At 64.5% G+C, this 21,419-nt stretch carries 22 protein-coding genes; 9 read left to right on the forward strand and 13 right to left on the reverse strand.

The window, feature by feature from the left end; all coding sequences use genetic code 11:
• The first annotated feature begins 127 nt into the window (after nucleotides 1-127).
• The gene (gene clpS / locus P9A16_RS03275) at nucleotides 128-439 is read left to right on the forward strand and encodes an ATP-dependent Clp protease adapter ClpS (RefSeq protein ID WP_023513608.1); all 312 of its coding nucleotides are present in this window, start codon (nucleotides 128-130) and stop codon (nucleotides 437-439) included.
• Here the strand turns inward: clpS and P9A16_RS03280 are convergent, their stop codons facing one another.
• The 5 genes from P9A16_RS03280 to P9A16_RS03300 all read right to left on the reverse strand — a co-directional run bounded on the left by P9A16_RS03280 (nucleotide 440) and on the right by P9A16_RS03300 (nucleotide 5,690).
• Nucleotides 440-898, reverse strand: a complete 459-nt coding sequence (locus tag P9A16_RS03280; RefSeq protein ID WP_023513609.1) for a GNAT family N-acetyltransferase — start codon at nucleotides 896-898, stop codon at nucleotides 440-442.
• Between the two features lies 1 nt (nucleotide 899).
• Nucleotides 900-1,616, reverse strand: a complete 717-nt coding sequence (pth, locus tag P9A16_RS03285; protein WP_023513610.1) for an aminoacyl-tRNA hydrolase — start codon at nucleotides 1,614-1,616, stop codon at nucleotides 900-902.
• Between the two features lie 71 nt (nucleotides 1,617-1,687).
• A complete protein-coding gene (locus P9A16_RS03290; RefSeq protein ID WP_023513611.1) occupies nucleotides 1,688-2,437 on the reverse strand; it encodes a substrate-binding periplasmic protein in 750 nt (249 codons plus the stop codon).
• A gap of 21 nt (nucleotides 2,438-2,458) precedes the next feature.
• Complete coding sequence (locus P9A16_RS03295; RefSeq protein WP_023513612.1) at nucleotides 2,459-4,852, reverse strand: EAL domain-containing protein; 2,394 nt, start codon at nucleotides 4,850-4,852, stop codon at nucleotides 2,459-2,461.
• Between the two features lie 229 nt (nucleotides 4,853-5,081).
• Nucleotides 5,082-5,690, reverse strand: coding sequence for a 50S ribosomal protein L25/general stress protein Ctc (locus P9A16_RS03300; RefSeq protein WP_023513613.1), 609 nt, complete (start codon nucleotides 5,688-5,690; stop codon nucleotides 5,082-5,084).
• A 234-nt stretch (nucleotides 5,691-5,924) separates the two neighbouring features.
• Between P9A16_RS03300 and P9A16_RS03305 the strand changes: the two genes are divergently transcribed.
• Nucleotides 5,925-7,379: a hypothetical protein gene (locus P9A16_RS03305; protein ID WP_024271241.1), complete on the forward strand. Its 1,455-nt coding sequence runs from the start codon at nucleotides 5,925-5,927 to the stop codon at nucleotides 7,377-7,379.
• A gap of 3 nt (nucleotides 7,380-7,382) precedes the next feature.
• Here P9A16_RS03305 and P9A16_RS03310 read toward each other — a convergent pair whose 3' ends face one another.
• Entirely contained in the window at nucleotides 7,383-8,573 is a 1,191-nt protein-coding gene (locus P9A16_RS03310; RefSeq protein WP_024271242.1) for a benzoate/H(+) symporter BenE family transporter, read from the reverse strand.
• A gap of 241 nt (nucleotides 8,574-8,814) precedes the next feature.
• On the opposite strand from P9A16_RS03310, the gene P9A16_RS03315 reads away from it, so the two are divergent.
• From P9A16_RS03315 to P9A16_RS03325, 3 genes are all read left to right on the forward strand, one after another.
• Nucleotides 8,815-9,774, forward strand: a complete 960-nt coding sequence (locus P9A16_RS03315; protein WP_023514575.1) for a helix-turn-helix domain-containing protein — start codon at nucleotides 8,815-8,817, stop codon at nucleotides 9,772-9,774.
• 150 nt (nucleotides 9,775-9,924) lie between these two features.
• Nucleotides 9,925-11,433 carry an aldehyde dehydrogenase gene (gene adh, locus P9A16_RS03320; RefSeq protein WP_023514574.1) on the forward strand — a complete coding sequence of 503 codons (1,509 nt, stop codon included), beginning with the start codon at nucleotides 9,925-9,927 and terminating at the stop codon, nucleotides 11,431-11,433.
• 131 nt (nucleotides 11,434-11,564) lie between these two features.
• Nucleotides 11,565-11,939: a DUF779 domain-containing protein gene (locus P9A16_RS03325; RefSeq protein WP_023514573.1), complete on the forward strand. Its 375-nt coding sequence runs from the start codon at nucleotides 11,565-11,567 to the stop codon at nucleotides 11,937-11,939.
• A 166-nt stretch (nucleotides 11,940-12,105) separates the two neighbouring features.
• Here the strand turns inward: P9A16_RS03325 and P9A16_RS03330 are convergent, their stop codons facing one another.
• The 7 genes from P9A16_RS03330 to lgt all read right to left on the reverse strand — a co-directional run bounded on the left by P9A16_RS03330 (nucleotide 12,106) and on the right by lgt (nucleotide 18,667).
• Nucleotides 12,106-12,654, reverse strand: a complete 549-nt coding sequence (locus P9A16_RS03330) for a Kazal-type serine protease inhibitor domain-containing protein (RefSeq protein ID WP_023514572.1) — start codon at nucleotides 12,652-12,654, stop codon at nucleotides 12,106-12,108.
• A 75-nt stretch (nucleotides 12,655-12,729) separates the two neighbouring features.
• Nucleotides 12,730-13,662 (reverse strand): ribose-phosphate pyrophosphokinase, encoded by a 933-nt coding sequence (locus P9A16_RS03335; RefSeq protein ID WP_023514571.1) that lies wholly within the window; start codon nucleotides 13,660-13,662, stop codon nucleotides 12,730-12,732.
• 125 nt (nucleotides 13,663-13,787) lie between these two features.
• On the reverse strand, nucleotides 13,788-14,543 hold the full coding sequence (locus P9A16_RS03340) for a hypothetical protein (protein ID WP_037408730.1): 756 nt from the start codon (nucleotides 14,541-14,543) through the stop codon (nucleotides 13,788-13,790).
• Nucleotides 14,544-14,661: 118 nt separating this feature from the next.
• On the reverse strand, nucleotides 14,662-15,813 hold the full coding sequence (locus tag P9A16_RS03345; RefSeq protein WP_023513267.1) for a M24 family metallopeptidase: 1,152 nt from the start codon (nucleotides 15,811-15,813) through the stop codon (nucleotides 14,662-14,664).
• A gap of 35 nt (nucleotides 15,814-15,848) precedes the next feature.
• Nucleotides 15,849-16,640: a peptidoglycan editing factor PgeF gene (gene pgeF, locus P9A16_RS03350; RefSeq protein ID WP_023513266.1), complete on the reverse strand. Its 792-nt coding sequence runs from the start codon at nucleotides 16,638-16,640 to the stop codon at nucleotides 15,849-15,851.
• Between the two features lie 101 nt (nucleotides 16,641-16,741).
• A complete protein-coding gene (locus P9A16_RS03355; RefSeq protein WP_023513265.1) occupies nucleotides 16,742-17,842 on the reverse strand; it encodes a class I SAM-dependent methyltransferase in 1,101 nt (366 codons plus the stop codon).
• A 12-nt stretch (nucleotides 17,843-17,854) separates the two neighbouring features.
• A complete protein-coding gene (gene lgt / locus P9A16_RS03360; RefSeq protein ID WP_037408731.1) occupies nucleotides 17,855-18,667 on the reverse strand; it encodes a prolipoprotein diacylglyceryl transferase in 813 nt (270 codons plus the stop codon).
• A 240-nt stretch (nucleotides 18,668-18,907) separates the two neighbouring features.
• Here lgt and P9A16_RS03365 point away from each other — a divergent pair, with 240 nt between their 5' ends.
• The 4 genes from P9A16_RS03365 (at nucleotide 18,908) to P9A16_RS03380 (ending at nucleotide 21,414) form a co-directional block, all read left to right on the forward strand.
• Nucleotides 18,908-19,168 carry an accessory factor UbiK family protein gene (locus P9A16_RS03365; RefSeq protein WP_023513263.1) on the forward strand — a complete coding sequence of 87 codons (261 nt, stop codon included), beginning with the start codon at nucleotides 18,908-18,910 and terminating at the stop codon, nucleotides 19,166-19,168.
• 391 nt (nucleotides 19,169-19,559) lie between these two features.
• Nucleotides 19,560-20,060 (forward strand): YbjN domain-containing protein, encoded by a 501-nt coding sequence (locus P9A16_RS03370; protein ID WP_024271243.1) that lies wholly within the window; start codon nucleotides 19,560-19,562, stop codon nucleotides 20,058-20,060.
• Between the two features lie 2 nt (nucleotides 20,061-20,062).
• Nucleotides 20,063-20,881 carry a pyrroline-5-carboxylate reductase gene (gene proC, locus P9A16_RS03375; RefSeq protein WP_023515649.1) on the forward strand — a complete coding sequence of 273 codons (819 nt, stop codon included), beginning with the start codon at nucleotides 20,063-20,065 and terminating at the stop codon, nucleotides 20,879-20,881.
• A gap of 191 nt (nucleotides 20,882-21,072) precedes the next feature.
• Nucleotides 21,073-21,414, forward strand: a complete 342-nt coding sequence (locus P9A16_RS03380; protein ID WP_023515648.1) for a tRNA-binding protein — start codon at nucleotides 21,073-21,075, stop codon at nucleotides 21,412-21,414.
• Nucleotides 21,415-21,419: the final 5 nt, after the last annotated feature.

The raw sequence follows: 21,419 nt of genomic DNA on the forward strand, positions 1-21,419 counted from the left end.
TGCCCTCGCTATGGGGGATGGCGGGGGCAGGGTCAAGGCCTTCGGCCATGCAGGGCCTTGAAGTCGCCTCTCCTGCGGTGCACAATGGGGCTCACACCGCTCGGAGCCGGAATACGAGGAGCTTCCCATGAGCAATGGTGACACGACCCTCACCCCGAAAACCGTGACGGAGCCGAAGCTGGAGCGCCCGAAGCTCTACAAGGTCATTCTCGTCAACGACGACTACACGCCGCGCGAATTCGTGACGCTGGTGCTGAAGGCCGTCTTCCGCATGGCGGAGGAGACGAGCTATCGCGTCATGATGACCGCACACAAGATGGGCACGGCGGTGGTGGTCGTCTGCGCCCGCGACATTGCCGAGACCAAGGCGAAGGAAGCGACGGACCTTGCCAAGGAGGCAGGCTTCCCGCTGCTCTTCCAGACCGAGCCGGAGGAGTAGTCAATTCGGTGTGGGACGGCGGATCTGGAAGCCGGTCTTGTCCTGCCGGAAGCCGCAGCTCGTGTAGAAGGCATGGGCTTCGCTGTCGCCCCGGCCCGTCAGCAGCATGACCTTGTAGCAGCCGGCCGCCCAGGCCGTATCGATCGCATGCCGGATGACGGCACGGCCGAGGCCCCGCCGGCGGGCGGTGTGGTGGGTGACGACGTTCTCGATCAGCGCATAGGGGGCGCCGCCCCGGGTGAGGTTCGGCACGATGACGAGCGTGCAGGAGGCGAGCGGCTTTTGCTTGTCCGCGGCGACGAAGATCGTCATGCCGGGCTGGGCGAGGATTGCGGCGAAGCGATCATGCGCCGTTGCCGCATCCAGCGGCGGATCGGCAGGATTGAGTTCGGCATAGAGCGCGAGCAGCCCCGGAAGATCGCCCGGTTCTGCGGGGCGCAGGTCCACGTCCGCAGCCATCCTAGTCGCCCTTGTTGCCGAGCAGTTTCTTCAGCATCTCCGCCATCGGCCCGGTCGTCGGCAGGATCTTCGGCTGGGCGTGGTTGCGCGCCTGGCGGATATGGGACTGGCCGGCCGGTTTCTGTGCGGGGGTCTTTTCCGCTTCCGGCTTGCTGCCGGTGGCGAGCGCCAGCTTGTTCATCAGCTGCGAATCCTCTCCCCGCACCAGCATGTCGGCATTGAGGGCGAGCTCGTCGAGCAGCGGGTCGAGCCAGCTATGGTCGACCTTGGCGAAATCGCCGAGCACATGGTTGGTGACGAGTTCCTTGGCGCCCGGATGACCGATGCCGAGGCGCAGGCGCCGATAGTCCTTGCCGCAATGGGCGTCGATCGACTTGATGCCGTTGTGCCCGCCATGGCCGCCGGCGACCTTGATGCGCGCCTTGCCCGGCGCAAGATCCAGCTCGTCGTAGATCGCGACGATGTCCTTCGGCGCCAGCTTGTAGAAGCGCATGGCCTCACCGACGGATTCGCCCGACAGGTTCATGAAGGTCTGCGGCTTGACGAGCAGCACCTTCTCGCCGGCAAGCTCGCCTTCGGAGATTTCTGCCTTGAACTTCTTCGACCAGGGCGAGAAGGGGTTCTTGCGGTGGATCGCATCCAGCGCCATGAAACCGATATTGTGGCGGTTGCCCGCATATTTTGTGCCCGGATTGCCGAGCCCCGCGATGATCTGCATGGAATGGTCCGCAAAATGGATCTGTCCGGCCTTCACCACCGCGAAAGCGACCGGAAGTCAACCGTCCGCATTCAATTCTTCGCGCCGCCATCGGCCGTGCGCGGGTTCGGCGGCAGGCCGTAGGCTGTGTAGATGCGGTCCTGCTCACCGCTGACGATGAGCTGGTCGAGCGCCGCCTGCAGCCGCTTGATAAGCGCCGGTGGGGTCTGCTTGTGGCAGGCGAGGCCATAAATCTGGCCGGCCATCAGCATGGCCTTTTCAACCGGCTGGCCCTGGCTGATGAGGTTCTCATAGGTCTTGATCGAGGTCGGCATCAGGTCGATGCGGCCGGAGAGCAGCTTGCGCACCGAAATGTCGATGTCCGCTGCAAGGTCGATCTCTTTAAAACCGAGGCCCTCCAGCGCTTCGACGGCAAAATCGCCACGCTGCGAGCCGACCTTCATGGTAAGCGCGTCCTGCAGGTTTGCCGGCCCCTTGCTGCCATCCTTGCGCTTCAGCAGCACCATTTCGTCTTTCAGCAGCGGATTGACCCAGGCGAAGCGATCGGCGCGCTCCCGGTTGTAGCCAGTCGTGAAGACGCAGTTCATCGGCTGGCTTTCGGCCATCGCGAAGGCACGAGCCCAGGGCATGATCTCGATCGTGTAGTCGACGCCGGCGGCCTTTGCCATTGCCTCGACCTGCTCGACCGCGATGCCGGTGATCTTGCCGTCCTTTGAATAGTTGAAGGGTGCGTATTCCTCCGTCACGAAATGCAGCGTTTCGGCGAGCGGCGCTGAAAAGGGGGCGAGCGACAGGCAAAGCGTCAAAAGCAGCGTCTTCATCGTCTCGTCCTCAGTCTTTCATCAGGAGGCAGCGGCGCGGCGCTCCGGCCTTTCCGTCATCGTGAATTCGTCCAGTTTCTCCAGGAGCGCGTCAAGCGGAAGAGGACGACTCAGGAGATAGCCTTGGCCGAACTCGATCTGCATGGACTGGAGGATATCCCACTGTTCCGTCGTCTCGATGCCCTCCGCCACGACCGCACAGCCCATCTGGTGCGAGATCGTGCGGATACCCTCGATCAGCATGCGGCTCTTGCGGCGCACGTCCGGCTGGTCGGAAGAGAGCGAGCGGGTGAAGGACTGGTCGACCTTGACGATATCGACGGGAAAACGGTTGAGATAGGACAGCGAGGAATAGCCGGTGCCGAAATCGTCGAGCGCGATGCGGCAACCGAGATCGGAGAGTGCGTCGAGCACCTCGCGCACGATGGGATTGTCGAGCATCAGTACGGCCTCGGTGATTTCCACCACGATGCGCGACGGTGTGACGCCGTGTTCCAGGAGCAGGGCGGCAAGGCGGGCGGGCAAAGCGGGCTCGAACTGCAGGGGCGAGAAGTTCACGGCAAGATAGCTGTCGGCAAGCCCATCGAGCTTTGAAATGACGGCGAGGCTGGCGATCGACTTCGAGAGGATGGTGTCCCCGATGCGGCTGATCGAACCGTTCTCCTCCGCAATGCCGATGATCTCGGCCGGCGGCAGCAGGCCGCGCTCGGGGTGGCTGAGACGCATCAGGGCCTCGAAGCCGGCGACGCGTCCGTCAGCGAGCGAAACGATCGGCTGGAGATGGGCGACGAACCAGTCGTCGCGCAGGCCCTGGTCGATGAACTGCTCGGTTTCCAGCCGCTTGCGGGCGATGTCCACCATATTGTTGTCGAAGAGCTGCACGCCGTTCTTGCCGCTGCGCTTGCGCGCATACATCGCCATGTCCGACTTCTGCAGCAGGCAGGCCGCCGTCGAGGCGTGATCAGGATAGACGGCGACGCCGATGCTGGCGCTGACTTGCAAGTCAGCGCCGTTGATGGTGAGGGGCGTGCGTAGGCTCGCGACCAACCGTTCGCTGACATCCATGGCGAGCTGCCGCGCGTTCGGGGCGGCGAGCAGGATGGCGAATTCGTCGCCGCCGAGCCGGGCGATGCGGTCGCCCGCACGCAGCTGCCGGCGCAGGCGTGTCGCCACCTGGCAAAGCACGTCGTCGCCGGCGGCATGGCCGAGATTGTCGTTGATCCACTTGAAGCGGTCGAGATCGACGAAGAGGCAGGCGAGCTGTTGGCCGAGCCTGTCGGCGGTGCCGATCAGCTCGTCGAGCACCGATTCGAAGCCCTGCCGGTTGAGCAGGCCCGTCAGGTGGTCGGTGATCGCCTGGTGATGGTTGCGGTTCTCCGCCTCCTTGAGGTCGGTGACGTCGGTCATCACGGAGAGCGACAGCGCCTGGCGGTGGCTGCTGGCAGCGGCGCCGGTTTCCAGGATCAACACGTCGATCATGCTGCCATCGGCGCAGCGGAAGCGGACGGTCGCCTCGCAGATGCCGCCATTGGCGTTGTTCTCGTCATGGCGCCTGCGATAGGTCTCGCGCCAGTCCTCGGCAACGAAGTCGGTGAACTTCTGGCCGATCACCGCGGCGCGGCGATAGCCGGTCGCGGTCAGCCAGTAGTCGCTGACCGCGGTGATGCGGTTCTCCGCGTCGATGGAGAAGAGCATGGCCGGCGTGAGATTGTAGATGTCGGTGGCGCGGGCATGAGCGAGCTTCAGCTCCTTCTCCTCGCGCTCCAGCTGGCTCTGCATCTCGTTGAAATTGTGGGCGAGGGCGCCCATCTCGTCGCTCGATGTCCAGTCGACATGATGGCGCGAGCCGAGCCGGCGTGTCGCCTCGATGGCGGCCGTCAGCCGCATCAGCGGGCGGATGACGGTGATGCGGTTGCCGATGATGGCGGCGGTAAAGAGTGTCGCCACGGCAAAGAAGAAGATGGCGAAGATGCTCATCTCGTCCGTCGAGAATCGCGAGAGCAGGCCCTCCTTACGGATCCAGATTTCCGCCGTACCGACCTTCTTGATGCCGTCGTTCGCCTTGTAGAGGATGTCGGTCTTGACGATCGAGCGGGCGTCGTCCGGGTCGGGACGCGTCGCGGGCTTGCTGATGTCGATGACATCCGAGGTGTCGCGCACATGGACGAAGGAGATGTCGGCATCTGCCTGCAACGCGCTGACGATCTGGTCGATGCTGTCCTTGTCGAAATCCCACAATGGCTTGCCGAGTGCCTGGACGTTGGCCTCAAGCAGCACTTCTGTGTTCTCCAGGCGCTCCCGCGCGACGCGGTCGGAGGAAAGGATCAGGAAAAGTGCGAAGAGCGGGGCGACGAAGATGAACAGGGCGCCGATGACGATGGCAATGAAGCGGCTTTCCACCGAATGCATTTTCATGCCGGTTGCCCCCATGCCATGATGCCAAGCCCGCCCATAACGCCCCTCTTTGGCTTTCGCCATCTGTGAGGCTTAGATTTTCATCAAAGTCTTAAATGTTGCTGAAATCGCCGTCCGGAAAAGTGCTGAAAATTCAGGCCTCACGCCACGGTAGTGGCGGAAAGCGGGCAAAGAAAAGCCCCGCATCCGTCGGGATGCGGGGCTTTCGAAGCCGTCAGAACGGAACCGATTACTCGGATGCTTCCGTTGCTTCTTCTTCCTTCACGCCGGCAGCCGGGACAGCGATCGTGGCGATCGTGAAGTCGCGGTCGGCGATGACCGGGCTCGTGCCCTTCGGCAGCTTGACATGCGAGATGTGGATGCCGTCGCCGACCTTCAGGCCGGCCAGGTCAGCCGTGATGAATTCCGGAATATCGCCGGCCAGAGCATGCAGTTCGACAGCGTGGCGAACGATGTTCAGGACGCCGCCGGCCTTGATGCCCGGGGACTTCTCTTCGTTGACGAAGTGAACCGGAACTTCGACGACGACGTGGGTGTTGCCCGAAACGCGCAGGAAGTCGACATGCATCGTGAAGTCGCGGACCGGATCAAGCTGGTAGTCCTTCGGCAGGACCTTGATCTTCTCGCCGTTGACATCGATCGTCGCAACGGTCGTCTTGAAACCGCCGGCGTGGATACGCTGCGTGACGTCCTTGGTCGACAGGGCGATGGAGAGCGGGGCCTGCTTGTCGCCGTAAATGACTGCGGGAATAAGGCCGTTGCGGCGAAGTTCACGGGAGGACCCCTTACCAACCCGTTCGCGCGTCTCGGCCTTGAGCTCGTAAGTGTCGTGGCTCATGGCTTTACCTTTCGTGTGTTACTGGAGAGCCCTTCGCAGGCAGGGATCGCCCTGCCGCCGCAAAAAGCTTGAGGATTTCGTGAAAGCCTCATCCACGTTGCCTCCAAGGGTGTCTACGCGGACGGGGGCTCGATAAACGAGAACGCCCGGAAATGCAAGGCCCGCAGCCGGATTGACACGATGCGGTCATGATTGGATGTTCGCTTGCAAATCAGTTCGGCGAAGGAAACCACGATGAGAAGACAGATCCTGATGGCCTCGGCCGCATTCGCGCTTGTATCCGCAAGCCCGGTCCTTGCCCAGGAGGTTTCGCCAGCCGAGGCCGAAAGTATTCAGCAGAAGCTCACGCGCTACCTGCCGCAGGACATGATCGAGGCGGGCCTCGTCAGCGTCAAGGCAGCGACCTCGTTCTACGAGCTGCGCTTCAATCCGGCCGTGCTGCTTGAGAAGCACAAGTCCGGCGCAGTGACGGTCGAAGGGTTGAAGCCGATGACGGCCTATCTGAGGCCCATGCCGGAAGGCACCTATCGTATCGAGGCGAACGACAATCTCGACATCAAGGGGTCTGTCGACGTCGCGCCCGGCAAGAACTCCTTCTCCTACATCATTGCCTCGATGAAACTCGAAGGCATCTACGATCCTGATATCCTCTACTTTACCTCCGCCGACTGGAAGGCCGAGAAGATCGCCTTCACCAGCACCTCGCCGCAGGAGAGCATCACGGCAAGCTTCGGCGAGACGGTGATGCGTCTTGCCGCGGAGAAGAAGGGCGAGGGCATTCTCGACATTTCCAGCACGGGCGTGATGAAGGCCTTTGCCGAGACGATCACCGGCGGTGCGAACGGCCGGGTGGATATCAGCGCCGACACGGTCGACATCGATGTCAGCATGGATGGTGCGCGCAACAAGGTGGTGCAGGACCTCGTCTTCTTCGTGCTCGACAACATGCACAAGGACAAGCTGGAGGCGGCGGATGCGGCGCGGCTGAAGGAGATGCTGCGCTCCGCCCTGCCGGTCTTCGACAACCTCACCGAAACGATCAAGGCCTCCAACGTGAGCGTCGGTACGGAGCAGGGTACGTTCGGTGCCGAGAGCGTCAGCTATGTCATCGACATGAACGGCATTGCCCATTCCACCCGTGTCGGCTTCGGTTTCGGCGTGGAGAAGCCCAAGCCGCCGGCCGGCATCCTGCCGGCGGCTTTCGCGGAGGCGCTGCCGGAGCGCGCGACCTTCAAGGCGGCGGTGACCAATCTCGATCTTGCCGGCGCGGTCAACTATCTCATCGACCATGCCGATTTCACAAAGCCCGAGCCGTTGACGGAGGCGCAGAACCAGGAGATCGGCCGCATCATCCTGCCGGATGGCGCGATGACCATGGAATTCGAGGACATTTCCGCCGTCTCGCCGATCTACGACGTGCATCTCGCCGGCAAGATGCTGGTCTATCCCGAGCAGCAGGATCGCCATAGTGCGGAAGTGACGGTGACTATGCGCAACTTCGACAAGACGATCGCCTATCTCCAGAAGAACGCCGCCACGGTGCCGGAATTCGGCCAGGCCGCCTTCGGCCTCCTGATGATGAAGGGCCTCGCCCGCGATGCCGGCGGCGGCGCGCAGGCCTGGGACCTGACGGTCGACAAGGACGGCAAGGTGCTGGTCAACGGCCAGCCGCTGCCCTTCCAGCAGTAAGGGTCAGGACCTGGCGCGACGCCTTGCCGTGAGGCGGGCAAGCGCCAGCATCAGCCCTCCGGCGATCAGCCCCCAGAAGGCGCCGGAAATGCCGGCGAAGGAAACACCCGAGGCGGTGACGAGGAAGGTCACCGCCGCAGCCTCGCGGCCCTCCGGCTCCTTGAAGGCGTTGAGCGCCGAGCCGGCAAAGGCGCTGATCAGCGCGAGGCCGGCGACGGCCTGTATGAGGATCGGCGGGGCGAGGCTGACAAAGGCCGTGACGGCGCCTGCGGCAAGCCCGAAGATCACGTAGAAGACGCCGGCATTGATCGCCGCCCAGTAACGCTTGGCCGAGTCGGGATGCGCGTCGCTTCCAGCGCACATGGCGGCGGTGATGGCGGCAAGGTTGACCGCATGGCCGCCGAAGGGCGCCGACAGCAGCGAGAAGAGACCGGTGACGGCAAAAAGCGGGCCCGGATTGGGCTCGTAGTGGTTGACCTTCAGAACGGCGATGCCCGGAATGTTCTGTGAGGCCATGGTGACAATGAAGAGTGGCAGCGCGATGCCGACGAGCCCGGCGACGGTGAAGACGGGCGCGACGATCTCCGGCCGCGGCAGCAGCGAGTCGGCGAGGCCTGAAAGGGCACCTTCGGGAATGTCGATGCCGAAGGCAAGCACGGCGACGAAGGCGGCAAGCGCCGCCGGTACGGCGTAAAGCCTGTTGATGCTGCCGACGACCACCCAGGCAAGGACGATCGGCAGGCCGAGCAGCGGATCGAAGGCGATGGCCTTCACCGGAGCGAAGCAGAGGCCGATAAGGACGCCCGACAGCATGGCATTGGCGAGGGTCGCCGGGATTGCAGCGACCATGCGGCCAAGCGGCTTCCACAGGCCGGCGATGACGATCAGCACCGCGCAGACGAGGAACCCGCCGACGGCCGTCGCAAAGCCGCCCTCCACGGCGCCGGAACTTGCCAGCAGCGCGGCGCCCGGTGTCGACCAGGCAATAGAGACGGGGAGCCGCGTTGTGGCGCTGAGCACGATCGCGCAGACGCCCATCGACACGGACAGCGCCATCAGGCCGGAAGCCGCCTGCGCCTCCGTGGCGCCGACGCCGGTCAGCCCGTGCAGCACGACGGCGAAGGAACTCGCAAAACCGACGAAGGCGGTGAGCAGGCCCATGAACAGGGCTTGGGCGGAAAAATCACGAAACATGGCAAGGATCGATGCTGGACAGGAATGTGCACTGGTAACAGGCGCCGGGCGGCTTGGAAACAGGGTTTCGGCAAGGGCAGGACCCGGCGGGACGGACAGGAGGCCATTGCCTCGACGGAGCCCTGTTCGCCCCAGTCTTGTACCTTTGTCCTGCTGGACCGGCAGGCGCAAACATGGCTATAGTCGTTAAGCGTTGTATTCTGGCGCGACGATCGGTCGAAGCTTTCGGGGAGGAGAGTGGATGCCCATGCGTTTCGATCACGCAGATCATGTGCAGAGTGTTGCGGCCCACACCTCGGCCGCGGCCAGTTCGCCGGTGGCTGCTTCCTGGCGCCGCTGCCTCACGCTGCACGGGCTTTCCCCCGAAGAGGCACGTCACCCCTGGCGCCTGACCGAGCCGGAATTCCGGCAGGCGCGGGCGCGCTCCAGCGTGCTGATCGAGGAGGCGCGCGGCGAGATCGACCGGCTCTTCGCCACGGTCGGCAAGGCCGGCTGCTGCCTGCTCCTGACGGATGAGAACGGCATTGCGCTCGAACGGCGCGGGGCGGCGGGCGATGACCGCGATTTTCGCGGTGTCGGGCTCTGGTCCGGCACGGTGTGGAGCGAGGCGAGCGTCGGCACCAACGGTATCGGCACCGCGTTGGCCGACGAGCGGCCCGTGCTCATCCTGCGCGACCAGCATTTCCTCTCGCAGAACACCGGCCTTTCCTGCACCACTGCGCCGATCCGCGATCATACGGGGCGCATTGCCGCCGCCATCGACATTTCCACCTGCCGTGACGATGCGGGCGAGATGACCATGTCGATCCTCTCGCAGGCGATCCGCGATGCCGCCGCGCGCATCGAGGCGGGGCTTTTCCGCCGCGCCTTCTCCGCCGCGCGCATCCTGCTTGTGCCCGTCGATGGGCGTAGCGCGCCGGCGCTGCTCGCCGTCGATCGCGACGACCTGGTTCTGGGCGCAACCCGTGCCGCGCGCCAGGTGCTCGGTCTCGACGACCGGCGCATCGCCACGGGCGTCGCCGCCTCCGACCTCCTGCAGGAGGATAGGGCGGAGGACGGGCGCGACCTCGACGATGCGGAACGTGCGGCGCTGCGCCGCGTGCTGACGCGCGCCGGGGGCAATGTCAGCCAGGCGGCCGATCTGCTCGGCATCAGCCGGGCGACGCTGTACCGCAAGATGAAGAAGCTCTCGATCAATTGATGTTGCAATGCAGCACAGGCTGTCGCGCCGGCCTGTCTCAATTCTGAAACAGTCGCCGCCGCCATCGTCCTGCCCCCTCTACCGCGATCGGCCGAAGCGCAGCACCATCCTCTCCGACGGCCCGTCCGGGCCCTACATGGGAGGAATGACATGCTGCACCAGAAGATCGTCGAAAACCCGTACAAGGCAAAGTACGGCAACTTCATCGGCGGTGAGTGGAAGGAGCCGGTCGCCGGCCGCTACTTCGACAACATCACGCCGGTCACCGGCGGCAAGCTGTGCGAGATCGCCCGTTCTGACGCTGCCGATATCGAGCTCGCCCTCGACGCAGCCCATGCCGCCAAGGACAAATGGGGCCGCACCTCGACCACCGAGCGCTCCAACATCCTGATGAAGATCGCCCAGCGCATGGAGGACAATCTCGACCTTCTCGCCCGTGCGGAAACCTGGGACAACGGCAAGCCGCTGCGCGAGACGCTGGCCGCCGACATCCCGCTCGCCATCGACCACTTCCGCTATTTTGCATCCTGCGTTCGTGCGCAGGAGGGCGGCATCAGCGAGGTCGACCACAATACGATCGCCTATCACTTCCACGAGCCGCTCGGTGTCGTCGGCCAGATCATCCCCTGGAACTTCCCGATCCTGATGGCTGCCTGGAAGCTGGCGCCTGCTCTCGCCGCCGGCAACTGCGTGGTGCTGAAGCCGGCCGAACAGACGCCGTCCTCGATCCTCGTCTGGGCCGAGCTGATCGGCGATCTCTTGCCTGCCGGCGTGCTCAACATCGTCAACGGCTTCGGCCTGGAAGCCGGCAAGCCGCTCGCCTCCAATCCGCGCATCGCCAAGATCGCCTTCACCGGCGAGACGACGACCGGTCGCCTGATCATGCAATATGCCAGCCAGAACCTCATTCCGGTCACGCTGGAGCTTGGCGGCAAGTCGCCGAACATCTTCTTCGAAGACGTCATGCGCGAGGATGACGACTATCTCGACAAGGCGCTCGAGGGCTTTGCGATGTTCGCGCTGAACCAGGGCGAGGTCTGCACCTGCCCGAGCCGCGCGCTGGTACATGAGAAGATCTACGACCGCTTCATGGAGAAGGCCGTCAAGCGTGTCGAGAAGATCGTGCAGGGCAACCCGCTCGATACCGCGACGATGATCGGCGCGCAGGCGTCGTCCGAGCAGCTTGAAAAGATTCTCTCCTATATCGACATCGGCCGGCAGGAGGGTGCGGAACTGTTGACGGGCGGTGCGCGCAACGATCTCGGCGGTGATCTCTCGGGCGGTTACTATGTCAAGCCGACCGTCTTCCGCGGTCACAACAAGATGCGCATCTTCCAGGAGGAGATCTTCGGGCCGGTGGTCTCGGTCACGACCTTCAAGGACGATGCGGAAGCGCTCGCCATCGCCAACGACACGCTCTACGGCCTCGGTGCCGGCGTGTGGAGCCGCGAAGCGAACCGTTGCTACCATTTCGGCCGCGACATCCAGGCCGGCCGTGTCTGGACCAACTGCTACCACGCCTATCCGGCCCATGCGGCCTTCGGCGGTTACAAGCAGTCGGGCATCGGCCGCGAGAACCACAAGATGATGCTCGACCACTACCAGCAGACCAAGAACATGCTGGTCAGCTACTCTCCCAAGGCGCTCGGTTTCTTCTGAGCGACCGCTCTCCTTCTCCACCCCCCGGAGAAGGCGTGCAACGGGCGTGGGAGCGCTGTCCGCCGTCGCTCCTCGCTCCATCCCTCTCCCCGTAGCCGGGGAGAGGGAAAACCGTTTGGAGGAGAGCTGCCATGACCGAAGTCACGACCGAGCCGCGTGTGGTGGCGACAGACGCCGCGCTGTCGCTCATCCGGGAGATCCAGGCCGATCATCCCGAGATCCTGTTCCACCAGTCCGGCGGCTGCTGCGACGGCTCCTCACCGATGTGCTATCCGGCGGACGACTACATTGTCGGCGACCGGGATGTGAAGCTCGGCGAGATCGGCGGTGTGCCGGTCTATATCAGCGAGAGCCAGTTCGATGTGTGGAAGCACACGCAGCTGATCATCGACGTGGTGCCGGGTCGGGGCGGTATGTTCTCGCTCGACAATGGCCGGGAAAAACGGTTTCTCACCCGCTCGCGCCTCTTTGGCGGCGGCGAGGCCTGTCCACTGCCGGGGCGCTGACCAGGTTCGAGGCAATCGCCCGACTTTTATGAAAATCCGCCCGCGCTCGACTTCATCCTCGGGCTGGACCCGAGGATCCATATTTTTCAATGGGCTTAGGTGGCCGGGTCAAACCCGGCCATGATGACGGAGGCGTTGAGCGTGCAGCCTACCGATCGGGATGGGCTCAGCCAATCGGGCACTGGCCGCGCCGATAGACCGTGAAGCCGGCCGCCTCCGCCGAGCAGGCATTGCCGAACTCCTTGAAATCCGGGCCGCGGCGCCCGCAGACCGGATTGTAGTCCATCGTGCAGGCGCGCTGGTCACGCGGGCGTTCACGGTCGCCCCGGTCGTTGCGGTCACGCTCCCGCTCCCGGCGGTCCCGATCGTTGCGATTGCGGTCCCTGTCACGGTCGCGGCCGTCATTGTTCCAGCCGTCGCGATCCTCGTCCTGCCAGCCGGTCTGGTCGCGATCCGGGCGGCGGAACTGGCATTCACCGCGGCCGATGATGCCGTAGCCGCTGGAGCGCGCTTCGCAGGCATTGGCGAAGGTCTGGCGGTCGCGGCCGCGCTCGCCGCAGACCGGCGCATATTCGCGGGTGCAGAATTGCGGCGGGCGGGGATTGTAGCCGCCGGGGCCTTCATCGACCTCGACCGAGCAGGCCGCCAGAGTGCCGGCGGCGAGAAGGAGGACGGCAGGCCCCGCGAGCCGGGATAGAAATGGTAGTGAGATCATGGTTTTCCCCTGACGAATCTGAGGGGAACTTAGCGCAGAAATGCCAGGGCCGATATCGGCCCTGGCAAAAATCCGTCAGTCGAAGAGGCTCGATACCGATTCCTCGGCGCTGGTGCGGTTGATCGCTTCGCCGAGCAGGTTGGCCGTCGAGATGACGCGGATGTTGTGCGCCGACTGGACGGCCGTTGTGGGCTGGATCGAGTCGGTGATGACAAGCTCCTTGAGCTTGGACGAGGTGACGCGCGCGACGGCGCCGCCCGACAGAACGCCATGCGTGATATAGGCGGTGACACTGGTCGCGCCGTTCTTCAGCAGCGCCTCGGCCGCGTTGCAGAGCGTGCCGCCCGAGTCGACGATATCGTCGATCAGCAGGCAGTCCTTGCCCGAAACGTCGCCGATGACGTTCATCACCTCGGATTCACCCGGACGGTCACGGCGCTTGTCGACGATGGCGAGCAGACAGTCGAGGCGCTTGGCGAGCGCCCGGGCGCGCACCACGCCGCCGACGTCGGGCGAGACGACCATGACGTTTTCGAGGTTGTAGTTTTCCTTCACGTCGCGCGCCAGGATCGGCACGGCGTAGAGGTTGTCCGTGGGAATGTCGAAGAAGCCCTGGATCTGGCCGGCATGCAGGTCCAGCGTCAGTACGCGGTCGGCACCGGCCTCGGTGATGAGGTTGGCGACAAGCTTTGCCGAGATCGGCGTACGCGGGCCGGGTTTGCGGTCCTGGCGGGCGTAGCCGAAATAGGGGATCACGGCCGTGATGCGGCGTGCCGAGGAACGGCGCATCGCATCGATCATGATGAGCATTTCCATCAGGTGATCGTTGGTCGGGAACGAGGTCGACTGCACGACGAAAACGTCCTCGCCGCGCACGTTCTCCTGGATTTCAACGAAGATTTCCTGGTCTGCGAAGCGTCTGACCGTGGCCCGGCCGAGCGGAACATTCAGATAATTGCAGATCGCTTCGGCCAGGAGCCGGTTCGAATTGCCCGCGAAAACCTTCATCTATGGTCCGCCTGTGGATTATGCTGATGGGGGGGCTTTAAGCGGCAAAATCCGTGAATGCAAGGGCTTTGCGATATCCGAAAAGCGTTTCTTCGCATTTCGCTGTGATTAACCCTGCGACGTGCTTAACCGCGTGTGGCGCCGCGCCAGTCGAGATACTGGCGGATCGTCTTCTGGGCGATGCCCTCCATCGTGCGCGCCGGTACGGCGGCCCAGGGATCGGAGGCTGTGCCCGAGACGCTTTCCTGGCCCTGGATGCGATGCAGCCGTGCGCCACTGCCGTCGAGCACGTCCCAGACATAGACGACGGTGGTCTTGCCGTTGTCGTTCATGGCGGAGAAGTAGCCCTTCAGGATGTATTTGCTCGAACTGTCGGAGGCGCTACGGATCGTCAGCCCGTTGGAACGGGCTTCCGCGCCGAGCCGCTTGGAGAGCGGTGTCACGGCTTCGACCGGGGCGCCGATGATCGGCAGGAAGCGCACGGTCTCGCCTGCTTCCGCGGCCGGCGGGACGGTGGCGACCTCTTCCGCGCCGGTCGACGTTTCGGCCGCGAGCGAGCGCTGGGCGGTGGTGCGGGCAAGCTCCGCGTCCTGCTGGCCCCCCGCATTGCGGGCAAGCGCGTCGGCCTGGCCCTGCAGCGTGCCGGCGGTGTCCGCGCCCGTCGTGGTGCCGGATGACGGGGTGAAGGCCGTCTCCTGGGTCGTGCGCGTGACGGGTGTCGTCTGTGCGCTCATCTGGTCGAGGTCGTTCTGAGTGACGGGCGGCGAATTGAAGGTGCCGCCGCCGACATCGACCTGCGGCGTCAGCGCGTCCGTGCTGTTGCAGCCGGCAAGGGTGGCAATGAGGCCGATCAGTGCCAGCCGCTTCATCAGCTCTTGCATCATTGTCGTCCGTGTCCTGCGGAAGGCTTTTCGCCTCCTCCGTTCCCCGCAACGATTTATGGGTGCGGCCTCAAGGCCTGTCAATCGCGGGATCGTGCGGGGTCTGCGGGTGGATCCCTCAGACCTCGATGAAGTCGAGCCCGTAGCGCGAAAGCGCCTTCGGCGTGTCTGTCGTCGTCAGGTAGGTCTGGCCGAGCGTCATGGCCGTGCCGCTGTCGGAATCGAGCACGATCGTGTGCACGAAAAGCGTCATGTTCGGCTGGATCTCCTGGGGGTTTCCGACCAGGAACATCTGCTGCTCCATCCAGGATGGCGCAAAGCGCGCGCCGACGGAATAGCCGCAGGTGTTGAGCCTGTGGCGGGCAAGGCCGCGCTCGTCGATGATGCGGGCGAAGGTCTCGAAGACGGTGCCGAAGGTATTGCCGGGGCGCAGCACCATTTCCATCGCCTGCATGGCCTCGCGGCAGGCGCTGTAGAGCTCGCGGTGGCGGTTGGACGGCTCGCCGATGATGGCCGTGCGCATCATCGGCGCATGGTAGCGCGCGCTGACGCCTGACCATTCCAGCGTGAGCTGGTCCTCCGCATCGAGCTTGCGCCGGCCGGACTTGGAGCGGCAGAGCAGGGCGTCGGCGCCCGAGCCGATGACGAATTCGTTGGCGGCATAGTCGCCGCCGGCGGCCAGCACCGCATTCTGCAGCGCCGCGAGGATCGCCGCCTCGTCGCCGCCGGGCACGATGAGCGGAAGGGCAGCGGCCAGCGCATCGTCGGACAGCGCGGCGGCACGCTCGACATAGGCGATCTCGGCCGGGCTCTTGATGAGGCGCAGCCGGCTGACGAGGCTAGAGGCGTCGATGATCTGGCCGAAACTCTGGAGCTGGTTGTCGAGAAGGCGGGCGTTGCGGCCGGTAAGGCCATGCGTGTCATATTCGACGCCGATGCGGCAACCGAGCAGGTCGAGGTCGGAGAGCAGGTTCTTCAGGTCCATCGTCGGATCGGCCGTGATGCGGTCGATCCAGATCTCGATCTTCTCGATGTTGGAGGTGTGGCGGGCCTGGCGCAGGTCTGCCGAACGGGTCAGCAGCACCATCTCGCCGGTCGCCTTCACGACGAGCGTCTGGAAGAAGCAGTAGCCGAAGGTGTCGTAGCCGGTCAGCCAGTACATGCTCTCCTGCGCGAAGAGCAGCATGGCGTCGATCTTCTCCTCCCGCATGCGGGCGGTGAGGCGCTGGAGCCGGTTGGCGTATTCCTCGCTGTCGAAGTGAAGTGCCATGGCGGTGTCTCCCTCGTCCTGTGTCGTTGGGGGCCTCAGCCCCTTAGCATGATCGCCGATATCTGGCGGCCGTAGTCGGGTTCCTGGCGGTGCGTGGTGCGCCGGTAGGAGAAGAAGCGCTCTTCGTCCGGATAGGTGCAGATGTCGAGATTTTCCGCCGTCACCCCGGCGTCGGTCAATCGCTGCGTGGTCAGACCCGGCAGGTCGAACATGGCGTGGCCGGGTTTTTCCGAGGGCGTGAAATAGCGCGCATATGCCGTGTCGACGCCGAGGAAGCGTTCCACGAATTCCGGCCCGACCTCGTAGCTCTTCCGGCTGATCGAGGGGCCGAGACTGGCGACGATGGCCTGCCTGCGGGCGCCGAGCCTTTCCATCGCCGCGATGGTGCTTTCGAGCACGCCGTAGAGGGCGCCCTTCCAGCCGGCATGGGCCGCTCCGACGACGCGCGCCTCGGGGTCGCAAAAGAGGATCGGCCCGCAATCGGCGGCAAGCACGCCCAGCACCATGCCGGGTGTCGCGCTGACCAGCGCATCGGCCTGCGGCCGCGCGCCGTCATAATCGCCATCGACCACGACGACATCGGGTGAATGGACCTGATGCACGGTGGCGAGCCGGTCTGGCGTGGCGGAGAACCAGCGGGCGACACGGGCGCGATTCTCGTCGACCTTTTCACGCTGGTCCTTCGAGCCGAGGCCGACATTGAGGCCGCGGTAGATGCCGTCGGAAACCCCGCCGGCGCGGGTGAAGAAGCCGTGCTGCGCGGCCTTTCCGGCGCGCTCCGTCAGGAGCGGGCTTTCGATCGGGGAGGGGAGCGCGTCGTCCTTCATGGTCTCTCGGCTGGGCTTGGGGCGGCCCGTCGGGCCAAGGTTTCGGCCGGGGCATGCGGGGTGCAAATCGGGCCGGATGTTGTCCGGCCTGACGGCCTGTGTCAATCCGGCTGGCGGAAGGGAAAGAGGGCAAGTGGCGTGCTGCCGACGGCCAACACCTTGAAAAGATCGCCCATTTTCCCAGCACCTGCGCCGGCGAGCCGGTCGACATCGGCAAGAATCGATTGCTGCGTCGCTGCGTCGCGGTTTCGGCCGAGGGCAGAGGCCCGCTCACCGATGCCAAGGCCGACGAGAAAGTCGCCCTGGTGCAGCATGCCGTGCACATGAAGGCCCACGCTTGCCGCCGTGCCGGCGAGACGCTCGAAATCCACATGGCTCGTCAGATCCGCCTCGCCGGGATGGGCGAGCGGCGGGTCGAAGTCGTGTTTCAGCACCGCCTGCAGCGTATCGCCGAAGCCGGTGACGAAATGGCCGTAGTCGATGATGAGCGCGGTTCCGCCGAAACGGGCTATGCGCTCGCCGATCGTCGCCAAGACGGCCTCGCGGGCCGGGGCGATCTCGAAGATCGTGCCGTTTGGCACCGCCTTGTGGTTTTCCGGCAGAAGTGCGGGATCGAGGCCGGCGACGCCGGCGGCAAAGGTCAGGGCGTCGTCCGCATCGAGGCCGACAAGCCGCTCGCGAAAACCGGACGGTGTCTTGATGAACTGGCGGATCGGGATGGCATCGAAGAGCTCGTTGGCGGCAAGCAGCACGAAACCGTCGGGCAGTTCCTCGAAACTGTCGTGCCAGGTGACGCGCGCGGCATGGGTGCCGAGCGTTTCGTGCTGGACGGTGCGCAGCTTCGGGCTTGTCTCGATCAGGTGGATCGTCGCGCTCTCATAGAGCTGCGGGGCGATCCTTGCGATCACGCGCAGCATGTCTGCCATCATCGTGCCCCGGCCGGGGCCGATCTCGGCAATGCGCACGTCTGCCGGTCCGCCGTGTTTCTGCCAGGCATGCACGAGGAAGATGCCGAGCATCTCGCCGAAGAGCTGGCTGACCTCCGGTGCGGTGACGAAGTCGCCGGCGACGCCGAAGGGGTCGCGGGTGCGGTAGTAGCCGTGCTCCGGATCGGCAAGGCACAAGGCGAAATAGTCGGTGACGCTGATCGGGCCGTTGGTTCGGATCAGCGCCTTGATCTTGCGGGCGAGGGGCGTCGGCATTGGCGCGTTCGCTCAGGCACTGGCCGCAGTGGCCGGCCGGGCGCGGACGATCGCCCAGAGGCCGAGTGCGAGCATCGGCAGCGAGAGCAGCATGCCCATGGTGAGCCAGCCGCCGAGAAGGTAGCCGAGCTGCGGGTCCGGCTCGCGGAAGAACTCGACCGTGATGCGCGACAGGGCATAGCCCGCCACGAAGAGGCCGGTCACGAGGCCGGGGCGCTTCAGCGCGGCGAAACGATAGATGGCAAGGGCGAGCACGATGACCAGCACGATGCCTTCGAGCCCCGCTTCGTAGAGCTGGCTCGGGTGGCGGGCGAAGGGGCCTGCCTCGGGGAAGATCACGGCCCAGGGCGCGTCGGAGAGGCGGCCCCAGAGTTCGCCGTTGACGAAGTTGGCGATGCGGCCGAAGAACAGGCCGATCGGCACGACGGCGGCGACGATGTCGAAGAGGCTCCAGACCGGGATGGCGTTGCGCCGGGCGAAGAGGATCATGGCGAGCGTGGTGCCGGCAAGGCCGCCGTGGAAGGACATGCCGCCGTTCCACACCTGCAGGGCGCGCAGCGGATCGGCCGCGACGTTCGGGAAATCGTAGAAAAGGATATAGCCGACGCGACCGCCGAGAATGATGCCGACGGCTGCCCAGACGAGGAAGTCGTCGAGCTGGGGACGGCTTATCGGCGCCTCGCCCGCCCACAGGCGTGGTGTCTCGATCAGCCGGCGCGCATAGACCCAGCCCAGGAGGATGCCCACGACATAGGCGATGCCGTACCAGTGCACGGCGACCGGGCCGATGGAGAAGGCGATCGGATCGATCTCGGGATAGGGCATGATGGCGAGGAATTGGGCAAGGTTCGTCAAGATGAGGCTCTTTTGCGTTTTCGGGCGGAAGATGGAGGCGCCTTGGGGCAGGGTCAAGGCGATAAATCGTGATCGGGGGCGGTGCGGCGGCGTGAAGCGGCGGCGATCCACCGGAATCCGCTTGCAAGCAGCGACATCAGACCCTACCTCAGGGCAACACGCGGGCGCTGGCGCCCGGAGCGACCATCGACACCTCAGGGAGGTCAGACCATGACGACATCAGGCGCAAACCGTATTCTCGACGACTTCGCCAAGTTGATGACCGACGCCGCCGGTGCCGCCCAGGGCGTGCGCAAGGAGGCCGAGACGGTGTTCCGCGCCCAGGCCGAGCGCTTCATCAACGGCATGGACCTCGTCAAGCGCGAGGAATTCGAGGTGGTGCGTGAAATGGCGATCAAGGCGCGGGATGAAAACGACGCGCTTTTGAAGCGCATCGAGGCGCTGGAAGCCCGCCTCAACGCAGGCAGCTGAGCCGTTCCGGCACAGGTTTTCACCGACAGGACTCGGTTGGCGTGATTCACCCCGCGCCAACCGTTTTTTTTAATAAAATTTTTACCCCTGTGGACACTTGCGAAAAGCCCTTTTCGAAGAGTCTCTTAAGCCTCCGACCTGAATCTTTTTCACAGCCTCTGTCCACAACCGGGCGGAGAAAATGGCGGGCCAGGGGCTGGCGTCGTGACTCCGCCGTTATACACTGATTTTAAATGATGATTCGAAACAGGCAGCGCAAGCTTCGGGCAGGGTAAGTCGTCCAGATTGCGCAGGGTGCCGAGCAATCATTCAGTGTTGTATCCGGAGTACGGTTTGCCGCGTCGTGTGTGTGAGCACGATGTCGCATGCCTTCCGGCCTTGAAGGTGATGCATGAGCCTTATGGAATTGGATATCGGGCGTCAGTCCAACCCGGTCGACATGATCGAGTTCGTCGCAGCCAACAATGACTGGACGTTCGAGCGGTCCGGCGAAGACGAGATCGCGATGACGGTCGAAGGCAAGTGGACGGATTACCACGTCTCCTTCTCCTGGATGGAAGAGTTCGAGGCGCTGCACCTTGCCTGCGCCTTCGACATCAAGGTTCCCGAAAGTCGCGTCAACGAGGTGCATTGCCTGCTCTCGCACGTGAACGGCCAGGTGCTGATGGGCCATTTCGACCTGTGGCGCCGCGAGGACGTGGTGATCTTCCGCCAGTCGCTGTTGCTTGCCGGCGGGGCGGAGCCCACCAACAAGCAGGTCGAGGTGCTGCTGTCGAGCGCGCTCGAAGCCTGCGAGGCTTATTTCCAGGCCTTCCAGTTTGTCGTCTGGTCCGGCATGGACGCCCAGTCCGCCGTCGATGCCGTCCTGTTCGAGACGGTCGGGGAAGCTTGAGGATGGCAGTTGCAGGTTCGGGGCCTATCGTTCTCATCGGTGCCGGTAATATGGGCGGCGCGATGCTGGCGGGTTGGCTGAAGAGCGGCATTTCCGGTTCTTCGGTCATCGTCATCGATCCCGGCCCGCAACCGGCCATGGCGAAGCTGATTGCCGACGATGGCGTGCGCCACGAAACCTCGGCACCCGAGGGTGTCAAGGCCGGCGTGCTTTTCGTTGCGGTCAAGCCGCAGGTGATGGACCAGGTGCTGCCGCCCCTGAAGGGTCTCGTCGGTCCGGAAACGGTGATCGTTTCGGTCGCCGCCGGCAAGACCATCGCCAATCTTGAAAACCATCTCGGCGCTGCCGCCACCGTGCGCGCCATGCCGAACACGCCGGCCATGATCGGTCGCGGCGTGACGGGTGCCTATGCCAATGCCCGAGTCTCTGCGGGCCAGCGCGATTTCGTTCACGCCCTTCTCAAGGTGAGCGGCCCGGTCGAATGGGTCGCATCCGAGGGGGATATCGACGCCGTCACGGCCGTCTCCGGCAGCGGACCGGCCTATGTCTTTTATCTCGTCGAGTGCATGGCGGAGGCAGGACGCAAAGCGGGTCTGCCGGCGGACCTCGCCATGCGGCTCGCACGGGAAACTGTCGCGGGGGCTGGTGAACTGCTTCATCAGTCCCCCGACGACGCCGCCCGCCTGCGCCAGAACGTTACCTCGCCCGGCGGCACCACCGCTGCGGCGCTCGCCGTTCTCATGGCCGAAGATGGCATGCAGCCGCTCTTCGACAAGGCGATCGCCGCCGCGCGCACGCGGGCCGAGGAATTGGCGGGCTGATTTTTCGGGCGCCCGTTTTCGAGTTTTCCCCTCAGCCGACCCTTTTCCCTGCAAGCGGGGAGAGGGGACGTGGCCCACGAACCGGTCATTGTTTGAGGAAAACGGGGCGGCATCTCCCCTTCGCCCCCTGCTTGCGGGGAAAAGGTAACCGGCAGACCGGGTGAGGGGCCGGAACAGACCAAGGATTTTCCATGACCGACACCATTACCTATGCCGATTTCGAACGGGTCGACATTCGCGCCGGCACCATCATCGAAGCGCTGCCGTTCCCGGAAGCACGCAAGCCCGCCTACAAGCTGACGATCGATTTCGGCCCCGAGATCGGCATCAAGAAGTCGTCGGCGCAGATCACCGTGCACTACACGCTGGAAGATCTCGTCGGCCGTCAGGTGCTCGCCGTCGTCAACTTCCCGCCGCGCCAGATCGGCCCGGTGCGCTCGGAAGTGCTGACACTCGGCTTCGAGGACGAGGCGGGCGCCATCGTGCTTGCCGGCGTCGAGCGGCCGGTGCCGAACGGCAAGAAGATGTGCTGATTCAC

The sequence above is a fragment of the Shinella sp. 838 genome (genome assembly GCF_029623935.1).
In the GTDB taxonomy this organism is placed as follows: Bacteria; Pseudomonadota; Alphaproteobacteria; order Rhizobiales; family Rhizobiaceae; genus Shinella.